Source organism: Paracidovorax konjaci (assembly GCF_900112675.1).
GTDB lineage: Bacteria > Pseudomonadota > Gammaproteobacteria > Burkholderiales > Burkholderiaceae_C > Paracidovorax > Paracidovorax konjaci.
Genome location: NZ_FOMQ01000031.1, coordinates 1 through 5,242, shown reverse-complemented (window position 1 = coordinate 5,242; position 5,242 = coordinate 1). Strand labels below are relative to the sequence as shown.

General features: G+C 61.2%; 10 protein-coding genes. 9 read left to right on the top strand and 1 reads right to left on the bottom strand.

What is annotated here, in order from left to right:
* The coding region (locus BM144_RS22410; RefSeq protein ID WP_092957960.1) for a hypothetical protein at positions 1 to 263 on the bottom strand (263 nt) is incomplete at its 3' end.
* A 122-nt stretch (positions 264 to 385) separates the two neighbouring features.
* Between BM144_RS22410 and BM144_RS22405 the strand changes: the two genes are divergently transcribed.
* The 9 genes from BM144_RS22405 to BM144_RS22375 all read left to right on the top strand — a co-directional run bounded on the left by BM144_RS22405 (position 386) and on the right by BM144_RS22375 (position 5,169).
* Positions 386 to 754 (top strand): hypothetical protein, encoded by a 369-nt coding sequence (locus tag BM144_RS22405; protein ID WP_092957957.1) that lies wholly within the window; start codon positions 386 to 388, stop codon positions 752 to 754.
* A complete protein-coding gene (locus BM144_RS22400; RefSeq protein ID WP_092957954.1) occupies positions 751 to 1,221 on the top strand; it encodes a hypothetical protein in 471 nt (156 codons plus the stop codon). The genes BM144_RS22405 and BM144_RS22400 overlap by 4 nt, the downstream gene beginning before the upstream one ends.
* Positions 1,218 to 1,565 carry a hypothetical protein gene (locus BM144_RS22395; protein WP_092957951.1) on the top strand — a complete coding sequence of 116 codons (348 nt, stop codon included), beginning with the start codon at positions 1,218 to 1,220 and terminating at the stop codon, positions 1,563 to 1,565. The genes BM144_RS22400 and BM144_RS22395 overlap by 4 nt, the downstream gene beginning before the upstream one ends.
* Positions 1,556 to 2,779 (top strand): phage/plasmid replication protein, II/X family, encoded by a 1,224-nt coding sequence (locus BM144_RS22390; protein WP_245783773.1) that lies wholly within the window; start codon positions 1,556 to 1,558, stop codon positions 2,777 to 2,779. The genes BM144_RS22395 and BM144_RS22390 overlap by 10 nt, the downstream gene beginning before the upstream one ends.
* A complete protein-coding gene (locus BM144_RS22385; RefSeq protein WP_139225817.1) occupies positions 2,760 to 3,131 on the top strand; it encodes a hypothetical protein in 372 nt (123 codons plus the stop codon). The genes BM144_RS22390 and BM144_RS22385 overlap by 20 nt, the downstream gene beginning before the upstream one ends.
* Before the next feature lie 149 nt (positions 3,132 to 3,280).
* On the top strand, positions 3,281 to 3,493 hold the full coding sequence (locus BM144_RS22380; RefSeq protein WP_092957945.1) for a hypothetical protein: 213 nt from the start codon (positions 3,281 to 3,283) through the stop codon (positions 3,491 to 3,493).
* Positions 3,494 to 3,504: 11 nt separating this feature from the next.
* Positions 3,505 to 3,648 carry a hypothetical protein gene (locus tag BM144_RS23275; RefSeq protein WP_175526112.1) on the top strand — a complete coding sequence of 48 codons (144 nt, stop codon included), beginning with the start codon at positions 3,505 to 3,507 and terminating at the stop codon, positions 3,646 to 3,648.
* A 77-nt stretch (positions 3,649 to 3,725) separates the two neighbouring features.
* Positions 3,726 to 3,860: a hypothetical protein gene (locus BM144_RS23675; RefSeq protein ID WP_281246107.1), complete on the top strand. Its 135-nt coding sequence runs from the start codon at positions 3,726 to 3,728 to the stop codon at positions 3,858 to 3,860.
* Between the two features lie 634 nt (positions 3,861 to 4,494).
* The gene (locus tag BM144_RS22375; RefSeq protein ID WP_175526111.1) at positions 4,495 to 5,169 is read left to right on the top strand and encodes a hypothetical protein; all 675 of its coding nucleotides are present in this window, start codon (positions 4,495 to 4,497) and stop codon (positions 5,167 to 5,169) included.
* Positions 5,170 to 5,242 lie beyond the last annotated feature (73 nt).

The following is a 5,242-nucleotide window of genomic DNA, read 5'->3' as shown; positions in this document are numbered from 1 at the left end:
TAAAGCGATGTGAGCTTTCGGATGCGCTTCATCATCCGTTCTTTGCAGGCGCTGTCCTTCTCACTTTCCATGGCGGCGATCACGATCCATTGATCGACGTTCTCACCCAGCTTTTCAGCGAGAGCACCTGCAATCGCCGGGCTCAGGTGGCCACGGCTACGCGACGTGTGGAGGGTACTCCTAGCCAGGTTCAGTTCCTTATGCCAGAAGGGCGCCGGCTCCGTTTCCAGCGCTTTATCGAGTAGCTGCATCGTCGTTTTCATCTGTCCTCCGGTTGCGAAAATGCACACAATGTGCATGCACTGTAGCGAAACTGTTGTTCGCAAGGTGGATGCATGATAGTGTTGCAAATGTTCACAAGTTGTGAGCTTAATTCGCAGCCGCCATGCCCTACCACATCACCATCGGCGCCGTCGTCCTGACCGCCGACCATATCGAGTTGAGAGTCCGCGCCCTGGAGGGCAACGTTGCCGAGCTGGAAGCCTTTGACGGCTCCTTTGCTGGCTACCGGCACATCTCCAGTCTGACGCTCATTCCCCAAGCCGGGGAGGCTGATTGCTCTCCCCCTGCCACCCAAACGGCACCGGCTCAAAGCTTGGCGGCTGCGGCCGGTGTCGGGCAGGGGGCGGGCACCTGCCCTGCTTGTGGCGGGCCAGCTGGCGATGACTTCCTCTTGCAGTGCGGTGCGTGCATTGCTGAATCTGGCCGCTATGCCGGCCCTCGCATGAATCGACACACGGGTTTCTGGGAATGAGACTCGTCGCCAAACACAGTCAGGTCGGCTACCAGACCCCCGGCGACCGCCCAGGTTGCCGCAACTGCGCCCACTTCGAGGTGGTGCGCCATGACAGCCCAATCATCGCCCCGCGCACCGCCTGCAGACTGCATGACCTGGAGGTAACGAGCGGCGGTATCTGCAACAGCCACAAGCTGCAGCGCAAGCCAGGTGATGCCCAGCTCGCGTTCCTGGCCAGGCAGCGCGATCTGCTGGAGAGCCAGGCGCAAGACCTGCAGCCACGCCTGGCAGATGCCCGCGTTTTCCCCCAGGTTGGGGAGATGTACGAAGGCAAGCCCATGACGGTGGCAAAGCATCGTCGGCTAACCTTGCAGCAGCTCATCACCAACGAAGAGGCCTCCGGTGATCCGGAGCTGGTGCGGATTGCTGGCCTGCGCCGCCGCTGGGCTGGATTGCCTCCCCAAGCTGGGGAGCGTTGCTCATGAGGTCGTCGTCCCTGGGCGGCTCGGCCCTCATCCACATCGAGCAGCACACCATCCGCTACAGCCGGCCAGAGCCGGCCATGTCCATTACTGCGCGCCGCATCGTGCTGCTCTCGCGTCATCTGGCGCGTATGCAGCGCGTGCGGCTGCATGACGATGAGCTGTACCTGATTCGCCTGCAGCAGGATCTCGCTGGCATTGCGGCGCAGTACATCGCCTGGGCCACCGTTGACATGGACAGCCTGGCGCGGGAGTCGGAAGCGGCCGCAGCAGGCCTCCGCACGGAGGGGCCCCGCGCAGCGGGGAGGGGCCGGGCGGTGGCCTCCGGAGGCGTGACGTGCCTGTAACACGTCACTTTAGTACCGTCAGCGGTACAGAACACCTTAGCGGCCTGCCTGAATTGGTCGATGTGCCCGAGCTATTTCAGCTTTTCCCCAAGCCGGGGAGTCATCCCGAGTGGTATCCCCAGCCGGTCACGAAAGTGCAGTTGGTCGGGTTTTGCGATTGGCTGTCGATCTATCAGCGGCACTACGGTGGTGGCTTGCCGAAGGTGGCTGACGGCGCTGTCATGCGTATCGACAGCGATGGTCAAGTGGAGTCCCTGACCCTCAAAAAGCTGCGCATTGAAGGCTCGCATGAGTCTTCGGTTTTCGTGCGCTGCGATGGTGAGACGGTCTGGTTCGACGGCAACGTGTCCAAGCTGGGTCGCCCGGACAACGTCTTCGGCTACACGTTTCGTGAGTGCCTTCGCATCATCAACGGCTTGCTTGCTGAGCTCGGCCTCCCCCCGTTCAGCGAAGGTGATAGGTACGTCACCAGCTTCAAGGGTGAGCCGCGCACGTGCTGGACTGGCGCGATGGTGACCCGCGTGGACATCACGCAGAACTACGCCGTGGGCGGCAAGGAAAACGCCTACCACTTCATGCGCTACCTGCAGAGCCAGCAGGCCAGCCGCCTGAAGACTGGCACGTTTGGCGACGGCGAAACGGTCGATTTTGGCCGTGGATCACGCCGCCTGTATTTCAAGGCTTATTTAAAGGGGCCCGAGCTTCGCAGGCACGCCGGAAAGGTCCGTGCTGACCCTGAAAGCATGTTCAAGCCCGAGCCTGACCCTTACGTCCTGCAGCTTGCCGATTGGTGTGATGCCGTAGGCCTTGTGCGCGTGGAATTGACCGTCAAGGCGACCAAGTTGCATGACATGGGCTGTCACTACCTCGGAGGGTTCGATATGCGTCAGCTTGAGCTCGAATTTAACGAGCGCTGCGAAGTGCTCACGCGTGCGTCTGCAGACGTGGACGAACTCACAGAGTTGCCTAAACACCTGCTTGCCACCTATCGCATGTGGCAGGCCGGCGACGACCTCACCACGAAGCTTGCGCGCAACACGTTCTACACGCATCGGCGGGCGTTGCTCCCCTTTGGCGTGGACATCGCGATCAAGTCCAACGTGGTTCCCCTCAAAACAAGGACCCGGGTAATACAGCTCGGCCCGGTGTCCATGCCTGACTGGTACGAGCTGCCAGAGATTGAAAGGAAGCGCTATGTCCAGCGTTGTGGTTGAAGTGATTGGTATGAAGGCCTTCAAAGGTTTTGTGAACAAGGAAGGCATCAACAGTGGTGCGCTGTTCGGGCGGGTCAAGCTCGATGACCGGTACAACAAGCCGGGCGAGAACTTCAAGGGCGGTTACTCCGTAGAGGAGTGGAAGATGCCCGATGCCGACACGATCTTTCGCATGCAGCACATACCAACGCCTTTCATGTGCGCCTTGGATGTCGAACGCGTCTCCAACGGCCGCGAGACGAAGGAAATGGTTGTCGGCGCCCGCCCTATCGAAACGGTGAAGGCACCTCCTGCAGAGCCTGCTAAGCCTGCTGTCGCGCAGCCTGCCAACGACGTGCGCAAGGTGGCCTGATGGCGGAGCGTGCTGAGTGCCCGCACTGCGGTCATACCGGTTGTCTTGATGACTTCTTCGGGGACGACAGCGGCGACGGTGAAGACTGGCTGACATGCCCCGACTGCGGCTCTGGCGGCATGTTGGATGACTTCACGGATTGATTGCTGATGAACATCCTCGTGTGCAACGTGCCCCAGGCACCTTGCCCGCCCGATCAGCAGGCCTTGTTGACCTTCACGCAGGTGGAGGATTTCGCGGCTTTGGGCATCACGTCTGAGGTCGTTGCTACTGCCTATGTTTTCGGCGCTTCCAGCGTCGTGCTCTGGTGGTTTTGTGGCTACTGCATCGCACTCGCGATCAAGGCCGTTTCTAAAGCTTAGAGGGGATTGCCATGGAAGAAATCATGGTCGGGGTGTTGCAGTTTTTGCTCTACGACGCGACTCCCTGGGTCGCTGTTATTGGTGTTACTTGCTTGGGCATCGCGATGGTGTGGATGGCCATCGCGAGAGCTAAAGAGGCGCTCAAAAAAATTTGAAATGCAGCTATCAGCCTCGCGTGCGGGGTTGATGGGTGCAAACCGGGTGTTCCGGACCACCGTTTTTGGAGTTTGAAATGGCAGAAATTTTCGCAGCAGTGGACCTCAAGACCGTCGCCGCATCCGTCGTGGTGATCGGTGTCGCTGTGGTTGGCATCGCGATGGCGTTCAAGGGCATCGACCTGGGCAAGCGCGGTGTGAAAAAGGCCTGAGGTAGGCCATGCTGATAGGGGCGCTGATTGCTCTTTTCCTGGCCCTTGTGGCTGTGATTGGGGCGGTCAGCGCCCTTGTCTTTTGTATACAGGTGCGCAATGCATAAATCACTCCGATGGATTGTGTCTGTGCTGGTAGCGTGGCCCATCCTGGCCCTCGCACAGGCGGAGGTCCAGTGGTCTCCTGATCAGGGGGCTAACTGGTATCCATCGACGGCCGCAGCTTGTTCTGCGATGAAAGGTGTGCCGGGCTACGGCAATGCGTCAACCATCATCAGCGTCAAGTCTGAGGGTGTCTGCAAGATCATGGATAGCGGCATGTACATCCGCGATGAACAGCTTGCCCGCCGCGAACGCCAGTGCAAGAAGGGTCAGTCAATAGGCGAGTTGGATTACCCCGGCTCTCGCGGCTCGTTCAGGAGTTGCGTAGCGGGTTGCACTGCCGATATGGAGGCACGGACTCCCGTGCTTGAGTGCTCTGGTGCTGGCACCAGCGATTGCCACTACAAGACACGCATGGAGGGCATCCTGACTGGCGACAAGTGCAGCGCCAGCGCTGGCGATCCTCCCACTACTAACCCGCCTCCGTGTCCAGCCGGGATGACGGGCGGCTACGTCAACGGTCTGGAGACTTGTGTCCGTGCGTCTGGCAGCGGCAACGGTGGGACAGGTAGTGGCACTGGTAGTGGCACTGGTACAGGCGGTGGCACCGGCTCCGGTGGTGGGACGGATGGTGCTGGCTCCGGTAATGGGAGCGGCTCTGGTAATGGCAACAACGGTAGCGGCTCGGGTTCTGGGTCCGGCAACACTGGTGGCACTGGCGGTGGCACCGGTGGTGGCACGGGTACGGGTGGCGGCGTTGGTGGTGGCACTGGTGGCACTGGCGGTGGCGGTACTGGTACGGGTACCGGTACAGGCACGGGTGGTGGCAATGGTGGCGGCAATGGCTCCGGCACTGGCACCGGTAACGGCTCGGGCACCGGTGGCAATGGTGGCAATGGCAATAGCGACGGGAACGGCACGGGTAACGGCACCGGCACAGGCGGTGGCACCGGCAACGGCACAGGCGGTGGCAATAGCGACGGCAACGGCAACGGCAACGGAACAGGCGGTGGCACAGGTGGTGGCACAGGTGGTGGCACAGGTGGTGGCACAGGTGGTGGCACAGGCGGCGGCACAGGCGGTGGCACAGGTGGTGGCACAGGCGGTGGCGCAGGCGGTGGAACAGGCGGTGGAACAGGCGGTGGAACAGGCGGCGGCACAGGCGGCGGTACTGGTGGTGGCAACGGGACTGGAGTTGGGACCGTAGGCGGCGGTAAAGACCACGGCCAGCCCAATCTGTATGAGACCAAGTATCCAGGCGGCATCAAAGGCGTATGGGA

Bases quoted from the DNA above. Each gene is read 5' to 3' on its own strand.
- BM144_RS22380 (WP_092957945.1), top strand. From the start codon at position 3,281: ATGAACATCCTCGTGTGCAACGTGCCCCAGGCACCTTGCCCGCCCGAT.
- BM144_RS23275 (WP_175526112.1), top strand. From the start codon at position 3,505: ATGGAAGAAATCATGGTCGGGGTGTTGCAGTTTTTGCTCTACGACGCG.
- BM144_RS22385 (WP_139225817.1), top strand. From the start codon at position 2,760: ATGTCCAGCGTTGTGGTTGAAGTGATTGGTATGAAGGCCTTCAAAGGT.
- BM144_RS23675 (WP_281246107.1), top strand. From the start codon at position 3,726: ATGGCAGAAATTTTCGCAGCAGTGGACCTCAAGACCGTCGCCGCATCC.
- BM144_RS22400 (WP_092957954.1), top strand. From the start codon at position 751: ATGAGACTCGTCGCCAAACACAGTCAGGTCGGCTACCAGACCCCCGGC.
- BM144_RS22405 (WP_092957957.1), top strand. From the start codon at position 386: ATGCCCTACCACATCACCATCGGCGCCGTCGTCCTGACCGCCGACCAT.
- BM144_RS22395 (WP_092957951.1), top strand. From the start codon at position 1,218: ATGAGGTCGTCGTCCCTGGGCGGCTCGGCCCTCATCCACATCGAGCAG.